The following is an 18,222-nucleotide window of genomic DNA, read 5'->3' as shown; positions in this document are numbered from 1 at the left end:
TTTTATTTAAAGTGTTTTTTGACCAGACGAAATAAAAAATATTTCTTATACGTTATTGTATTTTTTGTAGTACAACATTATCAGAACCATTTTCTAAGACCGCCTTCCTGATATTCCAAGCTCCTTCATCAGCTTTCTGCGGTAAGTCTGATCCTCCGCCGCCCTCTGCAAATCCTCTGTGCGTCCGCTCTCCAGTAAAACACTTACCAGATTGCCCATAATCATTTCGCCGCGCCTGATTCCGCGCCTCTCACCACGCTTTTCTCCGCGCCTCTCTCCACGCTTTTCTCCGCGTTCTTCGCCAAGCTTTTCCCTTGCCGCAAATTCCTCTTCCAGTTTTTCCGCATATATTTCCTCGTATAATTCCTTCAGCGCCTCACACATTTCGTCCTCCTTCATTCTCTCCCGGTTTGCCCGGATGATAATATCCATCATCGACTGGTAATCCACTGATTCCCGGTGTTTTTCGTAATCTCCAAGGACCATTTTAAGCTCACCGGCATCCAAATCACTGCGAAGTGCATACAGCCACAGATACTTTTCCGGATTCAGCCTGCGGCTGACAATAATCTGTGCCGGAAAACAGCTCCCCTTTAAATAATAAATTCCCGCTTCCTCTTTTTTCACCCGGATACCATACTGTTTTGCCAGGTGACGTACCAGCTTCACCGGATAACTGCTGCACACGAAGGTAAGCGTAACCTCAGCCGGGTCAATTTCCAGTACCCGCCGCGCATCCCCTATATAAAAGCACGCATAGCCGCATACCTTATAAAAGTCGTTACAATTTAATTTATCTGACGGTCCCTTATACTCTACTATATTATGTTTTCTGAAAATCCTTCCGATGCCACTTCGCGCTTCATTTTCCGGATTATTCTTCGTAATCAGAACATCGATCTGCCTGGGTTTCGTCCCCAGATTATATTCCCTTTGTATCTGCAGACCGCACTGCTTTTTCTCCTCCATTGCTCTCAACGCAGCGAAAAAAGCCGGGTGCCACTGCAGCGCTCTCTTCCGTCCCATTTACGCGCTCCCTTTCGTCTCTGTTTTTCTGAGGGCGGCACGCTTCTGTTCTGCGTTCCTGCATCCCCCATAGCTGTCTGTTCATTCCTGTAATAATGGCGAGATGCCAGAACTGTTACAAATGTTTTAGAGGTATTTTGATGATATCATATTTCATTTGAAATGTCAATTATATTTTATAGTCCTATAAATATTCATTTTCATTTCTCTTATTGATTATGAAGAACAATATCCGGAAACATACCAAATAAACTTCCGGTATCCCAGGTCCTATTTCTGTTTACTCCGTTCACAGTAAGCTTCGCAAATTCATTTAAACATCAGCTTTCTGCGGCAAGTCTGGTCCGCCGCCTTATGCAGATTGTCTCCGCATCCCGTCCCGGTTTACAAGCGGAAATCCGCCAGCAGCATCGGCAGCATACGCTGGGAGTAGCTGCGCAGGGAGTATTCGCCGCCCGATATGCACCAGTCGTAGAGAAAGGAGCGCTCGCAGAGCGCATAGATTTTTACAATTTCGCCCACGGAAACATCGGCGCGCAGCTCCCCCTTCTCCTGCCCTTCGGATATTATCTGGCGGAGCAGGCGGTAATACAGGCGGTTGCGGTCCAGCAGCGACTTTTCCCCGCGCGTGATGAGCTGCGTGGACAAGAGGCGCGCGAGCAAATCAATGGAAATACTGTCCTCGATCATCGTAAACAATTCATTGTTTAAATAAATCAGCTTTTCGAAGCTGCCCATAGATTCATCCATTTCACCGAGCAGCTCCTCATATTTTTCATCAAACAGATATGCCAGCGTGCTCAGAAGCGCGTCCTTGCCGCTGAAGTAATGATAGAAGGAGCCTTTTGAGGTCTGTGCCGCACGGATGATTTCATCAACCGTAGTGTCCTCATAACCCTGCTCATAAAACAGCTTCCACGCCGCCGCGATAATTTTTCCCTTTGTATTTCTCGTCTGTGTCTTTCGCATAATATACCCGTCCATTCTTTTTCTTACATTTTTATTATGCCCGAAATACCGGCAATGTCAATCTCCCGTTTCCATCCGGATGAATATTTTTGTTCACCAAAAAACGTCCACCGGACGTTTTTGTCGTATGCATGGCAATTAAAATAAGACCCGGCACCCCGGATCTTATTTCATGCCCGCTTCACCCGCAGCACCACGCAGGACTGGCAGCATATTCATTTTTTCTCAATGCATATCATATAGGAATCGTAGTTGCACCGCGGTTTCGGCAGCACCAGCCCGCCCTGCATGAGCGCCGCGCCAGTGTATGTTTCTTTGCCGACCTCATAAAGCGCATCTTTTAACAGTCCCTTCCACTTTACGCGCAGCGGCTTCGGGTTTGCATGTAAATCCGTAAATACCACGCTCAGCGAGGCGCACGTTTTATCCTGCGACACATAGCTCCATGCGGTGAAATCACGGTTTTCAAACGGCGAGCTCAGGCGGTAGTAATTCCCCTGCTGAAACAGCGCGCTGTATTTGTTATATAATTCAATCTGTCTGCGCGCCTCCTGTTTATCCTCCTCAGACAGCAGGCTTAGATCCAGCTCATAGCCGAACGACCCCTGCATCGCACAGATTCCACGCGTCTGAAACGGCGTGACGCGTCCGTTCTGATGGTTCGGGCATACCGACACATGAGCGGCAACCGCCGACATCGGGTAGCCAAAGGAGGTTCCATAGTGTATCCGCAGACGCTCGATTGCATCCGTATTGTCACTGCACCAAATCTGCGGGGCGTAGTAAAGCATTCCGGCGTCAAATCTTCCGCCGCCCCCGTTGCAGCCCTCCAGAAGAACGTCCGGGTATCGCGTAATCAAATATTCCTGCAGCTCGTACAGCCCCAGCACATAAAGATGGCGGATCGCTCCCTGGGAAAGCTGCGGGTTTGCATTGCTGTAAATATTGTCAATGCAGCGGTTGATATCCCATTTTATATAGGAAATATCCGCGCTCTGCATCACCCGGTCGATACAGCCCTTCAGATATTCCAGCACCTCCCGGTTTGACAGATCCAGCGCAAGCTGGTTTCTGCCGCGTCCCGGCTGCCTTCCCGGAATCGTCAGCGCCCATTCCGGATGCGCGCGGTAGAGGTCGCTGTCCTCGGAAACCATCTCTGGCTCTATCCAGATACCGAATTTCAGTCCCAGCTTCTTTATTTCCTCCACAAGCTCTCTCAGGCTGCAGCCCAGCTTCTTTTCATTCACATACCAGTCGCCAAGCCCGGAATTGTCGTCGTCGCGCTTTCCGAACCAGCCGTCGTCCAGCACCATCATGTCCAGTCCGAGGTCCGCCGCCTGCCGTGCGATCGCCAGCAGCTTTTCCGCGTTAAAATCAAAGTATGTCGCTTCCCAGTTGTTTACCAGAGCCGGGCGCTTTTTGTTTTTCCACGGGCTGCGTATCAGACAGTCGAAATAAGCCCGCTGCAGACACTGCGACAGATCTGTCAGACCATCCGGCGTGTAGGAAAGCGCTGCCTCCGGCGTATAAAAGCACTCCTGCGGCTGCAGCGTCCAGGAAAATTCGTCATCGGAAAGACCGCATACCAGGCGCAGGCTGTCAAACTGATCGCGCTCCATCTGAATGCGGAAGCAGCCGCTGTATAAAAGCGAAACTCCATAGCAGCCGCCGGCATCCTCCGTCGCGCCCTTCTCACAGAGAATCACAAACGGATTGTGCTGGTGGCTGGACGTTCCGCGTCCGCTGCTAATTTCCGTAATGCCGTGAGGAAGCGCTCTGCGTTCCGCCTGCCGCTCTCCCGCGTGCTTTCCGTAAAAATGCAGCAGCTCCAGCTCTTCGTCCGGAAAATCCATTGACATGCTCATCATGCGCCCAAGCTCCACCGTAGATGTGCCCCGGTTTTCCACCGCCGCCGCGCGGGTAATCACATTTTTCTCTGCAAACACCCCGTAAAAAAGCTTTACATAAATCTCTTCATATAAATCCTTCAGCGTGATCTCCAGTGTCTGCACATCGCTCTCCTGCCCGGCAAACATCGCCGGAAGCTCAGGCAGCGCGTATTTTCCATCATAAATCTGATGCGAGACATAGCGCAGATCCAGAGCCGGAACAGCTCCCGCTCTGCCCGCTTTCATCGCCGGGACGCGAAAGTCGCCGTTCCCGTAAACCGCATACTCCAGCGGATAATAATCCATCGAGTAGGTACGGTCATTTACATCGCCCGGCTGCCCGGAAAAACCGTGGTCCTCCGGAACGATCAGATAAGAAAAATCACTTTCACCGGCGGGCGCGCCATAATACGTGTGCAGCAGCACGCCGTGCTCATCCACCTTTATCTGATAGGTGCTCTTTGCCGTCTGGAGCGTAAATGTTTTTGCCTGCTCATTATATAAAATAGCCATTTGCTATGCCTCTCCTTATCATTTTACTCTTTTCAGCCAGAAGAATCCGTTTCCGGGCACCTTCACCGCCGATGCCGTCATATTCTTCCCGGTAACCAAATCTTTGTATTCCCCGTCCGTCTCTTCAATCCAGGCGGTCTTTTCAAATTCGCTGAAGTTAAAAAGCCCTATCAGCTTCTCTCCCTCATACCTGCGCACGATGCCAATTATCGCCTGCTCGCCGGTCTCCAGCGTATAAAACTCTGCCGTTGAGGTAAATACCTTTTCGTTCGCGCGGATTTTTTCCAGCTTTTGCAGGCCGTGGAAAATCCGCTCCGAGACCGTGCCAGGCTGCTTTATCTCTTCCACCAGCTCCCAACGGAATTTTCCGCGGTGAACGTAACGGGAATCCGGCGCTTTTTCCGGGACATCCCTGTATGCGTAATCATTCGTCTGCCCCACCTCGTCGCCGCTATAGAGCATCGGAATGCCGGACTGCGTAAACATAAACGCATGAAGCATCAAATCCCGCTGGATTGCATACGTCATCTGCTCATCATCCTGCTCGAAGCCCGCCTTCTCCACACCGCACATGGAAGCCGCCGTTCCGCAGAAGCGGGCGTCCCCCGTCACCGGATCCGCATTATAAAGCTCGCCGCGGCTGTAGCTGCCCGCCGCCTTTCCGGTGAAAAAGTCATTGATATACTGCTTGTGGGACCGCTCCTCCATGCCCCACCACTGCAGCGTTGCATAATCCAGTCCCCAGCCAATGTCATCATGACAGCGGAGATAATTCAGAAATACATATTCCTTCGGCAAACCTGCCAGAATATCCATCTGCCGTTTCAAAAGACGGGTATCCCTGGTCGCCAGCGAATTCCACATCGTCGCCATCGTCGTCACGTTATACAGCATGTGGCATTCCGGCTTCTCCACCGTTCCAAAATACGGAGCCACCTTGGACGGCTCCATCACCACCTCGCCCAGCAATACGACACCGGGGCAGACGATCTCGCCGATCATGCGCATCATGCGCACAATGGTGTGGACCTGCGGAAGATTGCGGCAGTCCGTGCCAAGCTGTTTCCAGATATACGGTACCGCATCGATGCGAATCACGTCAATTCCCACATTGGCAAAAAACAGGAAATTGTACATCATTTCGTTGAAGACCCGCGGATTGCGGTAATTCAGATCCCACTGATACGGGTAAAAGGTTGTCATAACATAGTGACCGATTTCCGGCAGATAAGTAAAGTTGCCGGGCGCCGTTGTCGGAAATACCTGCGGCACCGTCCGCTCATACTGCGCCGGTATATCATAATTGTCAAAGAAGAAATAGCGGCTCATGTACTCGCCCTCGCCCCGGCGCGCGCGCACTGCCCATTCATGGTCCTCAGACGTATGGTTCATCACAAAATCCATACATACACTCATCTTTTTCTCATGGCAGGCATCCGCCACCTCTTCGAGGTCCTCCATCGTGCCCAGCTCCGGCTGCACCTTCCGGAAATCCGCTACCGCGTAACCGCCGTCCGAGCGTCCCTTCGGGCTCTCCAGCAGCGGCATCAGATGAAGATAGTTTACGCCGCATTCCTTCAGATAATCAAGCTTTCCGCGCACGCCCTGCAGATTGCCGGCAAAATTATCCACGTACAGCATCATGCCCATCATGTCATTTTGTTTAAACCATTCCGGATTTTTCTCGCGCCTGCGGTCCATTTCCTTCAGACCCTCGCGCCGCTCCCGGTAAAACCGCTGCATCTGTCCGCACAGCTCGTCAAACATCCAGTCGTTCTGATATAATTCCATATAGAGCCACTTCAGCTCATCCAGATGCCTCTGAAAGCGTTTCTGATACTCCGCTTCCTCAAAGCCCTGTCCTTTTTTCTCCTTCTGCGTCTGCATGGTCTCCTCCTTACGGCTTCCAGGTACAGATTTTGCCCGTCCCCTTTCCGCCCTTAATTTCAATTTTCCCTCTGAGGACATCCGAATCCGTTTCATAATAAACGTTCAGCGTCCCGTTATTCGCATAAATTTCCAGAACTCCCCGGTCAATCAGGATATGAATATCCTTAATCTCCTCCGGCAGCGATGTCCGCTCCTCTTTGCAGAAAATCATTCTGTCCCGGATAGCCAGCTCCTGATGGAAGAATTTCATGGAAATATTTTTACATTCCGACGGCTCCAGAACGATCTCCGTCACCGCGTCCTCTGCAGTTTCCAGAGAAAAGCCCTCCCCGCCGAGCGCAAATTCCGCCGCCGTCTCTTTTGTTTCTTCATATTCGCGCACCGGAAGCAGCGCAAGCCGGATATCCTCCCCGCGCTTTTCAAGATGCAGCTCCCGCGGAAGCCCCATCATGCCGGTATAAAGTTTTCCTGCATTGTGCGTGCGCAGCCAGGGCACACTGATGATGCGGTCCGCCGTCCCGCTGTAGGTCTGCGCCGCATAGGGCAGACCGGTGATATACGCTTTTTTCTGCACGCCGTCCGTCCGGAAATGATAGCCGTCAAACTGCCCCAGATAATAGAATCCGTCCGCGCTCATAAACACCCAGACAGGCTCGCCGCCGCATTCCAGGCAGAACAGGTCGGGGCACTCCCACGCCTCAGCAAGCTCGATGCTGTCCGTCATGTTCCATTCCTTCAGGTTTTCTGAGCGCAGAAAGCCAAACTTATTCCCGCAGAGCCACAGTACCATAATGTACGCCTGCGTCTCCTCATGCCAGAAAATTTTCGGGTCCCGGCTGTCCTGCTCAATCACGCCGACAGCTTCCTCAGGAAGCTTTACCAGCGTCTCCCCCTCGTCTGTGCTGTAAGCAATCCGCTGGGTAAATTCTTTTCCTTTGCTCCACTCATTCATGCCGCCTGCCGCCGTGTAATAAAACAGCAGCGCATTCTTCGGCAGATTCAGCATTCCCCGCTCGTTGACAAGCCCGCAGCCCGAATACATCGTACCGTGCTCATCCGGATAGAGCGCATCCTCCACCTGCTCAAAATGCAGCAGATCCTTACCAATGGCATGTCCCCACGACATATTCTGCCAGCGCGTATTCATCGGATTGTACTGGAAAAACAGATGATATCTGCCGTTGTGATACACCAGACCGTTCGGGTCGTTGATCCAGCCTCTCTGCGCCGTAAAATGAATCAGCGGTCTTGTCAGCGGCTCCTGCGCATAGCTGTCCGTCTGGCAGATCTCCCCGAAAAATCCTTCCGGCAGATTTCCCCGCAGAACCAGGGTGCGCCCGCGGTATTTCTCTATATTCAGATAGCTGTAATAATCACATTTTCTGCCCGTTCCGTCCTGGCATACCGGCACCTGGAATTCAAATATTTTCTCCCCGCCGTCAAAAATCTCCAGCATTTCCTCCTGTTCCTCTGCATAAACCGGGATTCCCAGGTACTTCTGTTTCATTTCCATACTATATTCCATCATCGTGTCCTCCATTAAGCTGTTTGGTTTCTTCTTTATACATAAATGCCAGACGAATTGCTTCGTGCTGCGCACTTCCGCAATTCTACCATTTATATCATAAACAAAACGCAGCGGGAATGCAAGATACACTTCCCGCTGCGTCAGAAAAACCCTTTCGCATCAGCCTTTTACTGCACCGGAGGTTACACCCTCTACAATATATCTCTGCAGGAACAGGTACAGAATCAGGATCGGCAGCATCGCCAGGAGCAGCGCCGCCATTACAAGCCCCATATCGGTAGAATATGTACCGTAGAAAGCCTGGGTGGCAATCGGGATCGTATACAGTTCCTTGCGTCCAAGTACAAGGCTCGGAAGCAGATAGTCATTCCAGAACGCCATCGCGTCGATAATCGCAACCGTTGCAATCGTCGGTTTGAGCAGCGGGAATACAATTCTCCAGTAGGTCTGCCATCTGGTACAGCCATCTATCAGCGCCGCTTCCTCCAGCTCCAGCGGAATATTGGTGTGAATCGCTCCGTGGAACATGAAGGTTGCCATCGACAGCGAGAAACCGACATGCATCAGAATCAGCGTTGTGCGGCTGTTCAGCACTCCGAAGATACCACCGTAAAGAGATACCAGCGGAATCATCAGTACCTGGAACGGGATGACCATCGAAGCAATCATTCCGGAAAACAGGATGTTGCACGCTTTCCACTTATTGCGGACGATAACGAAAGCCGCCATCGAGGATACCAGCAGTGTCAGCACCGTGGAAACGGAGGTAACCAGCAGCGAGTTTCCGAATACCGTGAGGAAATTCATCTTTTTCATCGCTTCCGGGAAGTTCGCCAGCGTAAAGCCGTGCTCACCGATCAGTGCCAACGGGTTGGAAGTAATATCCGCCTTCGTTTTAAATACGTTGATTACAACCAGCAGGAACGGGAAGATAAATAAAAACAGCAGGATTACAAGCACAATCATCATGATAACGTGCGAAACCGTTTTCTTTTGCGCCGCTTTCTTATTCGCATCCATTATGCTTCCACCTCCCCTTTCTTACCAACATAAACCTGTGTCACACCTACGATTGCGCAGACAACGAACAGAATCAGCGCTTCCGCCTGACCGGTACCGTAATTCTTGTATGTGAACGCCTGATTGTATACGTGCATGGCACCCATCACCGAGGAACCGAACGGTTCGCCCTTTGTCAAAGAAAGGTTCACATCGTAAACCATAAAGCAGCGTGTGATTGTCAGGAACAGACACTGTACAAAAGAAGAACGCATCAGCGGAATCGTTACGTTGATGGTTGCCTGTGACTTTGTGCAGCCGTCTATCTGCGCCGCCTCCATCAGGCTCTTCGGAACACTCATAAAACCGGCGACATAAATCAGCATCATATATCCGGCGTACTGCCATACCGATACGATAATCAGACATGCCATCGCTCCGTTGGGCGTCGCCAGCCACGAGGTGGAGAGCCAGCCGACAGAAAGTGCCTGTCCCAGCGCCACCAGCGCACGGTTGAATACAAATTTCCAGATATAACCAAGTACGATACCGCCGATAAGGTTCGGGATAAAGAAGCCTGCGCGGAAGAAGTTCTGTCCCTTGATTCCGCTCGTTACAAGGTATGCCAGGAAAAATGCCACCACATTAACCAGAATAACTGCAATTACCGAGTAAATCAGTGTTCTTCCAAGCGCCTGCCAGTATGCCGTATCCCGGAATGCCGCGATATAGTTTGCAAAGCCGACAAATGGTTTGGATTTTGAAACACCGTCCCAGCTTGTGAATGTCAGATACAGACCATAAACAAACGGAAGAAGCACAACCGCGACAAACAGAATCGTCGCCGGACCCGCAAACATCACGTACTGTTTAATCTTGTACGACATGGTATTTCTTTTCATGCTTTCTCTCTCCTCCTTCTTTTTGCCGTCCCACGGAAGGGACGCTCTCTGATGCGGGGCGCCGGCACGCAGCCGGCGTCTCACACTTCATGTTTCTTATTTTTCAACAGGAGTCGTAGATTTCCAGTAGTTTTCAATTTCGGTTGCAAAGCCGGCACGGTCGCTCTGGCCTGCCAGATACTTCTGGAAGGAAGCGCCGCAGATAGAGTAATGGTCATCCGGCAGATAATCGTAGTTGGCGATAAGAGAATCTGTATCAACAAATTCCTTTACGGAACGTCCCAGCGGGTCTGCTACTTCCAGTGTGATGTTGGAGTAAGCCGGAACCAGTGCGCAGTCATTTACCAGGAAGCTCTGTCCAGCCTCATCGTATACCAGCCAGTTGAGGAAATCCTTTGCAGCCTGACGCTGTTCGTCGCTGGTATTATCGGAAGAATCAATGAAGAAATATTTGGAACCGCCGCCTACAAGCTTTGCATTTGTTCCGTCTTCCGTATTCTGCGGAATCGGCATCATACCCATGTTTTCGCTGTACTCATACGCATTGATTACGGACCAGTCCCAGTTGCCGCCGAACATGAACGCGATTTCGCCTTCCGCCAGCTTCTGCTCTGTTACCTCACGCTCTGCCGCAATCGCGGAATCCTTCGCGTAATTGTACTGCATCAGTGTATCAAACGTGTCCATCATGGAGTTGAATTTTTCATTGTTAATCAGGTCCGCGGTTCCCGCATAGAGAGAATCCACAAACGCATCCACATCCTCCTGCTGCTCGTAAATCTCAGCCAGGTAGTGTCCGCCAAGTGACCAGTCCTCCTTCATAATGCCGACCGGAGATTCCATGCCGCCTGCAACCAGCGTATCCAGCAGTCCCTTAAACGCATCCAGTGTCGCGTAATCTTCCGGATTGAAGGTCTCGCCTGTGATAGCCTCGATCGCGTCTGCATTATAGATGATACCACGTGCCTCTACGCATACCGGGAAGCCGTTGATCTGTCCGTTTACACCGATTGCATAGTTGGTATCCTTCACCCATTCCTGGTCGCTTAAATCAATAGCATGTTCTCCTGCCAGAGAGTAGATATCCTTCGCGTCTACCATTGCCAGTGTGTACGGGTCCTCCGATGCGTATCTGGTCGCCATGTGGGCGGAAACCGTATCGTTGGAGTAGTAAACCTCGATATCTACGCCTGCCTGCTCGCCATACTCTGCTGCTTTCTCCTCAAGCTGGCTCTGAATCTCCATCTTGGAATTGAAGATCGTGATAGATACATCCGCCGCCGCTGCCGGTACGGAACCTACGGCCGCCATCGAAGCTGTCATAACAGCCGCCATTGCCAGAGATACTTTTCTTTTCATTTTGTAATCCTCCTTCAGATTTTCTGTTTGTTTTTTGATAATCGTATCTTAGCATACCTTACTTTATATGTCAACCGTTTGTCACAATAAAATCGCCCCATTTTTGCATTTTCAGTACATATTCACGAAAACTCATTTCCGTTTTTGTATGATTTTACCATTGATTTTGTCAAAAAAGTGATTACTCGATATTTTATCCCATTTTTATAGATGTTCATCGCATGTTATGTTTTCAAAAGGAAATCCGGCAATATTCCTATACCTACAGGACCTGCCACCGGCAGCTCCCTTCGGATGCATGGCAACAAAAAAGCCGTCCACAAGACGGCTTCTCCTTTCCTTATTCTTTCCTTTATTTAATCAGTCCGGCAGCTTCCGGCAGCGCCATAGAAATGGACGGAATATAGGTGACCAGAAGCAGGGCGATGAGAATTACACCGAAATAAGGCAGCAGTTCTCTGATTACCTTCTCAATCTTTATACCACCCACCTTACAACCGGTAAACAGAATAGAACCGACCGGCGGTGTAATGGTGCCAATACAGAGGTTCATGCTGACCATGATGCCAAACTGCACCGGATGCATGCCAAAAGTCTGGCAGATTGGCAGGAATATGGGAGTAAAAATAAGTACCGCCGGCGTAGGATCCATGAAGGTTCCCACCACCAGTAAAATCACATTCATCAGCATCAGTATCACGTACTTATTGTCTGTCATCGAGAGAATCCCGCCTGCAATAATATCCGGCAGACCGGTAAATGCCATCACCCACGACATAATTGAGGATAACCCGATCATCAACGTGATAATACCTGTCATTTTGGCGGAGGCAAGTATAATGCGCGGCAAATCTCTGATTGTGAATCCCTTATAGATCAATCCCAGTATGGCAGCATAAGCTACAGCCACCGCACTTGCCTCGGTAGCGGTGAATGCGCCGCACAGAATGCCGCCAATGATAATAACAATGAGCAGCAGACTCGGAATCGCATCCAGAACCGCTTTTAATGCCATCCTGGCAGTTACCGCTTCTTTAATCACGTATCCCCGCCTTCTGGCAGTGATGCCCGCAAGCACCATAACAGCCGCTCCCCACAGGATACCGGGCAGATACCCGCCCATGAACAGCGCCGCAACCGAAACACTGCCTGCAACGGTAGAATACACGATCATCAGGTTAGACGGCGGTATCAGCATTCCGGTGGGAGCAGAGGCAATGTTGACCACTGTGCTATAGGCGTCGTCATAGCCTTCTTTCTTCTCCATAGGACCGATCACTCCGCCCATAGCAGCGGCGGCCGCCGCACCGGAGCCGGAAATCGCACCAAACATCATGTTTCCGATAATATTTGTCTGCGCCAGCGCGCCGGGCATCCTTCCTGCGATGACCTTTGCCACATTCACCAGACGCTCCGCGATGCCGCCGTTATTCATCAGATTCCCCGCCAGTATAAAGAACGGGATCGCAATCAGTGAAAACGAGTTGGCGCCGGCAAAAAGCCGCTGGGCGCTGGTTGTAAAAGAAACGTCGGCGGGCAGCATACAGAGCATCGCCACGGCGCTTGACAATCCCACCGATACGCTGATGGAAACACCCATAGCCAGCATAATGACCAGCAGTACAACCATGACAATGGCAGTTTGAACAGCAAGGGACATATCAGGCACTCTCCTTTCTTCTCCCAAGTTCCTCTGCAATATTGCACATGCAGTAGAACACAGTAATTACTCCACAGACAGGAATAATGGCATAAACGATTCCCATAGGAATATGCAGGCTGGAATCAAGGGAAACCATCTGCATGGCGGTAATGCTGCTTCCGCCGTATATCATCACACAGGCGGCAAACAGGATCGTCAGCGCCTCGATCCCAATGCCGACAGCCGTTTTCACACCGCCGCGCAGCTTATCATTGAGCGCCGATATGTACATATGTTCCCGGCTTCCAAAGGCATACGTTGCAGTGACCAGGACCAGCCAGACAAACAGATACCGTGTCAGCGCTTCGCTGAAAGCGCTGGGACTGTTCAGCATATAGCGCGCTACTACCTGCCACAATACCAGGAGTACCATGACCGCGATCAGCAGTACCGAAAAAACCTCTACCAGCTTGTTGATAGCGTTTCGCAATCGTTTCATTCCCCATTCTCCTCCCTTGCTTTAATCTCCATAATCCGGTCATACACCTCGCGTGTCATATCGGAGCGGCCGGCAATCGACTCCAGAAGCGGCGCGCACCTGTCCCGAAAAGCTTCTGTATCAGACTCCACGAACGTAACCCCCTGCTTTTCCAGCGTGCTTTTCGCATGCTCAATATTTTCGTCCCAGGCTGCAAATTCCACTTCCATCGATTCCTTTATCAGTTCATCAAAAATCCGGCGGGTCTCAGGATCCATCTTATCAAGAAAATCTCGATTAGCAATTACCACATCCGTCATAACCAGATGGTTCGTATAGCTGAAATAAGGCGAGACCTCATAATGCTTGAAATTGTCGTAAACTACCTCTGAGTTTTCACCGCCTTCGATGACATGCTGCTGCACCGCTGCATAGACCTCGCTCTGCGCCATTGGAATTCCGACGCCGCCCATCATATTCATCATCTGAATGTAGACCTCCGAATCCTGCACACGTATTTTATAACCCTTCAGGTCCTCCGGCGTGACAACAGGCTTATCCGTATAGATATGGCGTGCGCCCGAAGTATACAGGCTGACAATTTCAAAGTTAAATTTATCCGTCGTTGTAAACAGTGAGTCGAATACGCCTTCGCGGGCAGCCGTCTCCATCTGTTCCAGATCGTCATAAAGATAGGGTGCCGCTATGATGGCAAAATCCTCATTGTAGCTTTCCGGCACCGAAACCGGCACTACTGCCAGCTGCAGCGCTCCGGTACGGATCATCTCTGTCACAGGTCCCTGGTCGCCCAGAACTGCATTGGGATAAATCTGCACTTCATATCGTCCATCCGTAGCCTTCTCAAACTTTTCGCCAAAATCAGCGAGCGCAATATATTCGGCATGTGTTTCCGGCTGGTTGAAAGCCACACGGATAATCTGCGTCTTCTCTTCCTCCTCATTTATCACACCGCATCCGGTCAGCAGAGCCATCCCCAGCACCGCCTGCAGGACCAGAACATGTTTTTTCTTCACGATAGGCTCCTCCTTTGTCTTGCAGACCCTTCCGTCACATTGCCAGGACCTGGTTCCATTTTTCCTCCGCTACCGGAATGCCGTTCTCCAGATTGTCCCGGCGACTGCGGTGCTCACCCATACCGGGGCAGCGTACCTCTCCGCCTTCCTCCACCGGTTCACTGTTCATCACATCAGCCGCGATCGCATCCACGATACTGTCTGTCACAGACGCATCCTGGAATTTCGATGGATCAATGGCAATCATAATCTGAGTCAGACCAATTTCATCCCCGAACGTGCCGATTCTGGCAACAGAATTCGCATTTGTGAGAACCGTCGCAATCATGTCCAGCAGGATCGAAAGGCCGCTGCCCTTCCAGTATCCAATCGGAAGCATACGGCAGGTACGTTCAATCGCCGCCGGGTCGGTGGTAAGCCTGCCTTCCTCATCATAACCGCCTGCCACCGGAAGCTTTTTCCCTGCCAGACGGGTTGTTTCCAGCTTTCCATAGCTGAACTGGCTGAGCGCGCAGTCCACCATAATATGCTCTCCGTCAGATTTCGGCACCGCCAGGATCAACGGATTGTTGCCGATGTGATTATCCTTTGCACCCCACGCCGGCATGTTCGGGCAGGTATTCGACCAGCAGATACCGATGCAGCCGGCGTCCGCTGCCTGCCAGCCGTATGTGCCGCCGCGCATCCAGTGATTATTATTGCCAAGCGCCACCATGCCGATGCCAAACTGCTTCGCCAGGGAAATGGCACGGTCCATCGCCCGTTTCGCGTTCAGCGGGCCAAAGCCGCGCTGACCATCCCAGCGTTCCATCGCGCCAAAGCTCGCCGTGCAGACTGCTTCTGCCTTCGGATCAATCCCGCCCTTGCGCAGATAATCTACCACCACCGGAAACCGGTTTAGTCCATGACTGAATACGCCAGCCAGAGAATTCTGAGCAAAAATCTCCGCGGAGTCATGCGCCTTGTCCGGGGTAAATCCATATTTTTTCAGCACACGCTCAAATTCTGATAACATTGTTTCATAAGGTACACGCATAAATTTTCCTCCCTCTCCGACGCCGTTTACAGGCTGTCCACACGAATTTTTAATACAATTTTCTTTACTTCCTCCGGCCCGTTCATCATACAGCAGGGACGATGAACGTCTTCCGGAAAAAATACTGCATAGCATCCGTCTGTCATAGGCAGCATGATTTCATGATTATCCTCCCGCTCCTGATAAAACAGCACGTCATTAGAATCCAGATTGTCCTCCAGGGCAGCGCCGTCCCCGCAGTCCGGATAAAACCCGATCAGTTCGTGCCCATGAACCATATACTGCACATCAATATAGTCTCTGTGGACCTCCGGACGCTTTGTGTTCTTCGGACCGGTGGTCACCTCATTGATCTGCAGAATCAGCCTGTCCCCCTCCAACGGATATTTTCCATGATGCATATTTGTTACATCTGTAGTGCGCAGGATTTCCAGCGCCTTGCGGATAACAGACGTATAAGCTGTTTCTGTTTCCTTTGCATGAATGTTTCCGTATATCATTGTTTTCCTCCTTGTTTTGCAATCGGTTGCGATTCGATCTGGTACTATATTAACAGTATATTTTGCCAATTTCAATCCGTATAATAGCCAAATTTTCGTTGTTTATTTTGTGAAAAACTACTAATTTCTTATCTTTATACGTCATTTATTTGCAACCGATTGCATTCTATAGAAAAGAAAAAGAATGCGCTATGCACATTCTCCCTTCAGGCGCTTTCGCGTCTGATAATCTCTGTAAAAAGCATCAGCTTCTGATTCACCGTTCTGCCATCCAGTACATCCAGCAGCATACGTGCAGCCGATAAACTAACCTGCGCCATCTTGTTGTCCAGCGTAGTCAACGCCGGCGTACAAAGCTGACCATAGAGCGTATTATCGATGCCTATCAGAGAAACCTGCCCAGGCACTGCGATCCCACGCTTCTGCAGCTCCTGCAGACATCCGATTGCCAGTAAATCCGTGGCGCAGATAATCCCGTCCACCTCCGGCACCGACTCAAGAAGCCGGCAGGTTCCCTGGCGTCCGCGTCTGATAGAGCCGCCCGGACTGGTATCCGCATCCGGTGCTGTAAAAATGCGATTCTCTCCCGCCTCCAGCCCATAGCGGAGCAGTCCCGTGCAAAATCCCCTCTGTTTTTTTATATTGGAAGGCGTCGTCACATCCATCAGATATACCAGCCGTCTGCAGCCTTTTTCGACCAGCATCTTTACGCATTCTTCTGTCCCGCGTTCCTCATCAATCAGAACACTGTAAACATTGGGCAAATCCATTTCACCGTTCACCAGCATAACCGGAATGTCTGCCAGACAACGTTCCAGGCTCCGGCGCACTTCGTCATTTGCAAACATGGAGCCAATCAGTATGACGCCTTCCACACGCCGCTGCTCCAAAATCTGAATATACTGCGCCTTGCGGGAGGAGTCCGGTCCCGTGCTGAAAGTAATGCAGGTATATCCCCGCCGTGTCATCTCCTGTTCAATCACATATGCCGATTCTGTATGGTGTGAAACGCGGATATCTTCAATCAAAATACCGATAAACCGCGTTGCCTGCGTCGCAAGCCCTCTGGCGGCAATATCCGGCGTATAATCATACTCTTCCAGCAGCTTCTGAATACGCCTGCGGGTTTCTTCCCGAATTCCCGGCTTATGATTGATAACCCGTGAGACTGTACTGGCAGATACCCCTGCCTCCCGCGCAATATCATAAATCGTCACGCGTATCCCCCCCTCTTCGTTTTCTGCACCTATTATAGCAGGCAATTTCAAAAAGAACAAGCCGCACCGTTTTTATCTCGCTTTTACGTGCTCTCCCTTATCACAAGGCTGACCGGAAAGACGCTTCTTGCCGGAACCATTTCTCCCGCAGCGGAACGCACCACCGCGGAAACGGCCGCCTCCGCCATTTCCTTTACCGGCTGTCTGACGGTTGTGATAGCAGGATAGGTAAGTGAGGCAATGTTCACATCATCGAAACCAACTATCTTCATCTGCCCCGGAACCTCGATGTTCTTTTCGTGGCATACCCGGATCGCCTGCGCCGCAATCACATCGGAGCTGGCGAAAATCCCGTCCGTCTCCGGGTATTGCTCCAGCGCGCTTCGGATAACCGGATAATAGTTCATGTCGTCATAAAATACCTGTCCGGGGTCTACCGCATGGTGCTCCACGCCATGCCGCCTGCACACCTCGTCAAATGCCGCTTTTCTGCTGTCCGCGGGCATCGGCAGCTCATTGACACCGCCGATGTGCAGAAGATGCCGGCAGCCCCTTTCAATCAGATGCTCCGCCGCCTGCACGCCGCCGCTGTAGTTGTCGCACTCGATTCCCGCCGTCCCCTCGTCAAGAAACCGCTCAATCGTAATCAGCGGGAAACCGAGATTTTTAAATTTTGCAGTATTGAAAGAGCCGCTGCACAGGATGACCCCCGCCACCCGGTTGCTCCTGCACGCCTCTATGTATTCTTCTTCTTTTTCTTCTTTTTCCTTGGAATTAAAAAGAAGTATCCGATATTGGCTGCTGTACGCCGCCTGCTCCAGATTACTGATTACCTTCGAGAAAAAGGGATGAACGATATGCGGAACAATCACGCCAATCGTATTGCTGGTCTGCTTGGAAAGCGACCGCGCCATTTCATTGGGCTGATAATTCAGCCGCTTCATTACATCATACACCTTTTCCCGCGTCTGCTCGCTGATATACCCCCTGTTATTCAGCACTCTCGACACCGTGCCGACGGTCAGCCCCGCCTCCCGCGCAACATCCTTTAAAGTCGCCATTGTTTCACCTTCTCTGTCGTTTTCGCAAATACCATGATGCCCTCCGGAGGCATCAATGGGGACGGAAATATCCGCCCCCATTATTGTACCATTTCCCCGATAATGTGTCAACCGCTAAACATATTGAGTTCTGTCTGTGCTAAACATATTGAGTTCTGTCTGTGCATGGCTGACGCCCG

15 protein-coding genes are annotated in these 18,222 nt (G+C 50.9%); all 15 read right to left on the bottom strand.

The genetic code is table 11. From position 1 onward, the window contains the following. Nucleotides 1-93 precede the first annotated feature (93 nt). Complete coding sequence (locus tag NQ534_RS12255) at nt 94-1,026, bottom strand: hypothetical protein (RefSeq protein ID WP_006860452.1); 933 nt, start codon at nt 1,024-1,026, stop codon at nt 94-96. Between the two features lie 384 nt (nt 1,027-1,410). Next, complete coding sequence (locus NQ534_RS12250; RefSeq protein ID WP_040781814.1) at nt 1,411-1,995, bottom strand: TetR/AcrR family transcriptional regulator; 585 nt, start codon at nt 1,993-1,995, stop codon at nt 1,411-1,413. Between the two features lie 215 nt (nt 1,996-2,210). Continuing rightward, nucleotides 2,211-4,397, bottom strand: coding sequence for an alpha-galactosidase (locus NQ534_RS12245; RefSeq protein WP_006860454.1), 2,187 nt, complete (start codon nt 4,395-4,397; stop codon nt 2,211-2,213). Nucleotides 4,398-4,415: 18 nt separating this feature from the next. Further along, complete coding sequence (locus NQ534_RS12240) at nt 4,416-6,284, bottom strand: alpha-amylase family glycosyl hydrolase (protein WP_006860455.1); 1,869 nt, start codon at nt 6,282-6,284, stop codon at nt 4,416-4,418. A gap of 10 nt (nt 6,285-6,294) precedes the next feature. After that, on the bottom strand, nt 6,295-7,815 hold the full coding sequence (locus tag NQ534_RS12235; RefSeq protein WP_050778264.1) for a glycoside hydrolase family 32 protein: 1,521 nt from the start codon (nt 7,813-7,815) through the stop codon (nt 6,295-6,297). Nucleotides 7,816-7,974: 159 nt separating this feature from the next. Next, entirely contained in the window at nt 7,975-8,835 is an 861-nt protein-coding gene (locus tag NQ534_RS12230) for a carbohydrate ABC transporter permease (RefSeq protein WP_006860457.1), read from the bottom strand. Further along, nucleotides 8,835-9,716, bottom strand: a complete 882-nt coding sequence (locus NQ534_RS12225; protein ID WP_040781599.1) for a carbohydrate ABC transporter permease — start codon at nt 9,714-9,716, stop codon at nt 8,835-8,837. The genes NQ534_RS12230 and NQ534_RS12225 overlap by 1 nt, the downstream gene beginning before the upstream one ends. Before the next feature lie 96 nt (nt 9,717-9,812). Beyond that, nucleotides 9,813-11,075 carry an ABC transporter substrate-binding protein gene (locus tag NQ534_RS12220; protein ID WP_006860459.1) on the bottom strand — a complete coding sequence of 421 codons (1,263 nt, stop codon included), beginning with the start codon at nt 11,073-11,075 and terminating at the stop codon, nt 9,813-9,815. Nucleotides 11,076-11,427: 352 nt separating this feature from the next. Continuing rightward, complete coding sequence (locus NQ534_RS12215) at nt 11,428-12,735, bottom strand: TRAP transporter large permease (RefSeq protein WP_006860460.1); 1,308 nt, start codon at nt 12,733-12,735, stop codon at nt 11,428-11,430. 1 nt (nt 12,736) lies between these two features. Then, nucleotides 12,737-13,216, bottom strand: a complete 480-nt coding sequence (locus NQ534_RS12210; RefSeq protein WP_006860461.1) for a TRAP transporter small permease — start codon at nt 13,214-13,216, stop codon at nt 12,737-12,739. Further along, complete coding sequence (locus tag NQ534_RS12205) at nt 13,213-14,229, bottom strand: TRAP transporter substrate-binding protein (RefSeq protein ID WP_006860462.1); 1,017 nt, start codon at nt 14,227-14,229, stop codon at nt 13,213-13,215. The genes NQ534_RS12210 and NQ534_RS12205 overlap by 4 nt, the downstream gene beginning before the upstream one ends. 34 nt (nt 14,230-14,263) lie before the next feature. Continuing rightward, nucleotides 14,264-15,265 carry a 3-dehydro-L-gulonate 2-dehydrogenase gene (gene yiaK / locus NQ534_RS12200; protein ID WP_040781606.1) on the bottom strand — a complete coding sequence of 334 codons (1,002 nt, stop codon included), beginning with the start codon at nt 15,263-15,265 and terminating at the stop codon, nt 14,264-14,266. Between the two features lie 26 nt (nt 15,266-15,291). Next, on the bottom strand, nt 15,292-15,765 hold the full coding sequence (locus NQ534_RS12195; RefSeq protein WP_006860465.1) for a NanQ anomerase/TabA/YiaL family protein: 474 nt from the start codon (nt 15,763-15,765) through the stop codon (nt 15,292-15,294). Between the two features lie 206 nt (nt 15,766-15,971). Then, a complete protein-coding gene (locus NQ534_RS12190) occupies nt 15,972-16,982 on the bottom strand; it encodes a LacI family DNA-binding transcriptional regulator (protein ID WP_040781608.1) in 1,011 nt (336 codons plus the stop codon). An 83-nt stretch (nt 16,983-17,065) separates the two neighbouring features. After that, nucleotides 17,066-18,043 (bottom strand): LacI family DNA-binding transcriptional regulator, encoded by a 978-nt coding sequence (locus NQ534_RS12185; protein ID WP_040781818.1) that lies wholly within the window; start codon nt 18,041-18,043, stop codon nt 17,066-17,068. Between the last annotated feature and the right edge of the window lie 179 nt (nt 18,044-18,222).

The organism is Marvinbryantia formatexigens DSM 14469 (assembly GCF_025148285.1).
In the GTDB taxonomy this organism is placed as follows: Bacteria; Bacillota; Clostridia; order Lachnospirales; family Lachnospiraceae; genus Marvinbryantia; species Marvinbryantia formatexigens.
This window is presented reverse-complemented; position numbering and strand designations above follow the sequence as displayed.

What these genes read in the sequence shown, in the direction of transcription:
- NQ534_RS12255 (WP_006860452.1), bottom strand. Translation starts at nt 1,026, where the DNA reads ATGGGACGGAAGAGAGCGCTGCAGTGGCACCCGGCTTTTTTCGCTGCG.
- NQ534_RS12250 (WP_040781814.1), bottom strand. Translation starts at nt 1,995, where the DNA reads ATGCGAAAGACACAGACGAGAAATACAAAGGGAAAAATTATCGCGGCG.
- NQ534_RS12245 (WP_006860454.1), bottom strand. Translation starts at nt 4,397, where the DNA reads ATGGCTATTTTATATAATGAGCAGGCAAAAACATTTACGCTCCAGACG.
- NQ534_RS12240 (WP_006860455.1), bottom strand. Translation starts at nt 6,284, where the DNA reads ATGCAGACGCAGAAGGAGAAAAAAGGACAGGGCTTTGAGGAAGCGGAG.
- NQ534_RS12235 (WP_050778264.1), bottom strand. Translation starts at nt 7,815, where the DNA reads ATGATGGAATATAGTATGGAAATGAAACAGAAGTACCTGGGAATCCCG.
- NQ534_RS12230 (WP_006860457.1), bottom strand. Translation starts at nt 8,835, where the DNA reads ATGGATGCGAATAAGAAAGCGGCGCAAAAGAAAACGGTTTCGCACGTT.
- NQ534_RS12225 (WP_040781599.1), bottom strand. Translation starts at nt 9,716, where the DNA reads ATGAAAAGAAATACCATGTCGTACAAGATTAAACAGTACGTGATGTTT.
- NQ534_RS12220 (WP_006860459.1), bottom strand. Translation starts at nt 11,075, where the DNA reads ATGAAAAGAAAAGTATCTCTGGCAATGGCGGCTGTTATGACAGCTTCG.
- NQ534_RS12215 (WP_006860460.1), bottom strand. Translation starts at nt 12,735, where the DNA reads ATGTCCCTTGCTGTTCAAACTGCCATTGTCATGGTTGTACTGCTGGTC.
- NQ534_RS12210 (WP_006860461.1), bottom strand. Translation starts at nt 13,216, where the DNA reads ATGAAACGATTGCGAAACGCTATCAACAAGCTGGTAGAGGTTTTTTCG.
- yiaK (WP_040781606.1), bottom strand. Translation starts at nt 15,265, where the DNA reads ATGCGTGTACCTTATGAAACAATGTTATCAGAATTTGAGCGTGTGCTG.
- NQ534_RS12195 (WP_006860465.1), bottom strand. Translation starts at nt 15,765, where the DNA reads ATGATATACGGAAACATTCATGCAAAGGAAACAGAAACAGCTTATACG.
- NQ534_RS12185 (WP_040781818.1), bottom strand. Translation starts at nt 18,043, where the DNA reads ATGGCGACTTTAAAGGATGTTGCGCGGGAGGCGGGGCTGACCGTCGGC.